This window comes from Pseudomonas sp. EL_65y_Pfl2_R96, from assembly GCF_963970905.1.
Classification (GTDB): Bacteria; Pseudomonadota; Gammaproteobacteria; order Pseudomonadales; family Pseudomonadaceae; genus Aquipseudomonas.
The window spans coordinates 1-1,905 of sequence record NZ_CAXAQH010000082.1; the positions used below are offsets into that span (position 1 = coordinate 1).

Sequence of the window (1,905 nt, forward strand, 5' to 3'; positions counted from 1 at the left end):
AAGCCGTTGCGTTGGTAAGTAGGCCGTAGGAGTTTCACCTTCAGCCTCTCGCAGAACCGTACGTGAGCCTCTCAACTCATACGGCTCCCGTTGCCCGGTCGAACCTCATTTCCATAGACATGCCAGTGCACGAACAACGATGGACAGGCCTTCTTCATCCGGTTGAGCCAGTCAGCACTGCGGCGCCTGTGCCCCGCGAGTGGTTTGTACTTCTGACGGGCCCAGCGCTGTAACTTCAAGTCAAAGTGATTGAAGACCCTGCGCATCACCGTTTTGTAGAAAGTTCCATAGTAGTTCCACCACCCACGAAGCGTGGAGTTGTACTGCTTTGACAACTCCAGAAGGCTGGCCGGTGTTTGCCGCTGGATATTCCGGCTGCGAGTTTGTTGACGCATCCGTTTCAAAGCCTCGTTACTCGCACCGGGCAGGAAGCTGGTAAAACGGCGCCCATGATTGCCCCATGCCACCCGTGGCCGGAAGGTAAATCCCAGAAACGTGAACTGCGTGCTTGGGTAAGCAGCTTTACGGTTACTGTCCTTGCAATAAACAATCTTCGACTTATCCGGGTGCAGGGTCAGCAGACACGCCTCCAAGCGCACCTTGATTGCCGCCATGACCTCGCATGCCTGCTTTTCACTGCGGCAATGAACCACCGCATCGTCGGCATAGCGTGCAAATGGACAGCCCGGAAACGTCCGTTGTATCCAGGCATCGAATGCATAGTGCATGAACAGATTCATCAACAAAGGACTGATCACCCCACCTTGGGGTGTACCGCTGTCACGCGGTACCTGAATACCATCAGCCATTTCAAACGGCGCTTTAAGCCACCGCTCGATATACAGCACAATCCAGTCATCCTTCACATGATGCCTAACCGCCTTGAGCAGCAGTTCATGATCGATGTGATCAAAAGCCCCTTTGATATCAAACTCCACCACCCAATTCATATTCCAGCAGCGCCTGCGAGTGATCTCCACCGCTTGTTTGGCTGACTTTCCAGGCCGGTATCCATAGGAGTCCGGATGAAACAGCCTGTCCAGACCAGGTTCTACAAGAAGCTTGACCACTGTCTGAGCCACCCTGTCAGCGACTGTTGGAATACCCAGCTTGCGTTTGCCTCCTGATTGCTTCGCAATTTCCACCTGCCGTACCGCGGGCGGAAAATAGGAGCCCGATGACATCCGGTTCCAAACCCTGTACAGGTTGCGTTGCAGCTTCTGCTCGAACTGGGCAATAGACTGTTCATCTATCCCAGCGGCTCCTCGATTGGCTTTCACTCGCTGGAAGGCCTCCCAAACTGTCAGTTTGGAAATGCTGTACGACTTTGCTGCACTCATGCCGCTCCTCCCCGCCGAAGCCGGTTGACGACACAAGCGAGCTGGGCAACGCCATCCCTTCGCTCCATTCTCATTACAAGAACTTCATCACTACTACGAATGGCTCCGCCCCTCGACCTTTGCATCGGTATTCTTCCTTGCGGTGGTAGCCGCTTGTCATTTCCCTTGGCATCAAAGGCGAGGTTCTCACGTTCCCTATCAAAGCCTGTATTGAGCTCATGCCGCCTATACACCGGCTGCCATCTGGACAGTAGACAGGTATCCTCCAGACTGGTCCTGAGGCTACTGGGCGACCTCAGTTTTGACAGCACTTGAATATTTAACGATGCGTCTTCGGACGGTTTGCTTTCGCTCATCTTCTCAATACGTACCTGACGCCGTTATCGGCGCCTTTTCCAACGGTCGCTCACCACCACGCCTTTTGAACGCAGCAGCACCGGGCGGTTTGAAGCCAGCTCCTGCAAGCAGACTCCGGGAGGCCTACTCCCATCTTTGATAGAGCATCGCTGGCTTACGCCAGCGTTCGTGACACACCCCAATACAAAATCTTCACGCGGTTGCGTGG

1 protein-coding gene is annotated in these 1,905 nt (G+C 54.3%); it reads right to left on the minus strand.

All coding sequences use genetic code 11. The features are described 5' to 3' along the window. Nucleotides 1-71 precede the first annotated feature (71 nt). Complete coding sequence (gene ltrA / locus AACY49_RS29485) at nt 72-1,340, minus strand: group II intron reverse transcriptase/maturase (protein WP_339527690.1); 1,269 nt, start codon at nt 1,338-1,340, stop codon at nt 72-74. Between the last annotated feature and the right edge of the window lie 565 nt (nt 1,341-1,905).

Bases quoted from the DNA above. Each gene is read 5' to 3' on its own strand.
- ltrA (WP_339527690.1), bottom strand. From the start codon at position 1,340: ATGAGTGCAGCAAAGTCGTACAGCATTTCCAAACTGACAGTTTGGGAG.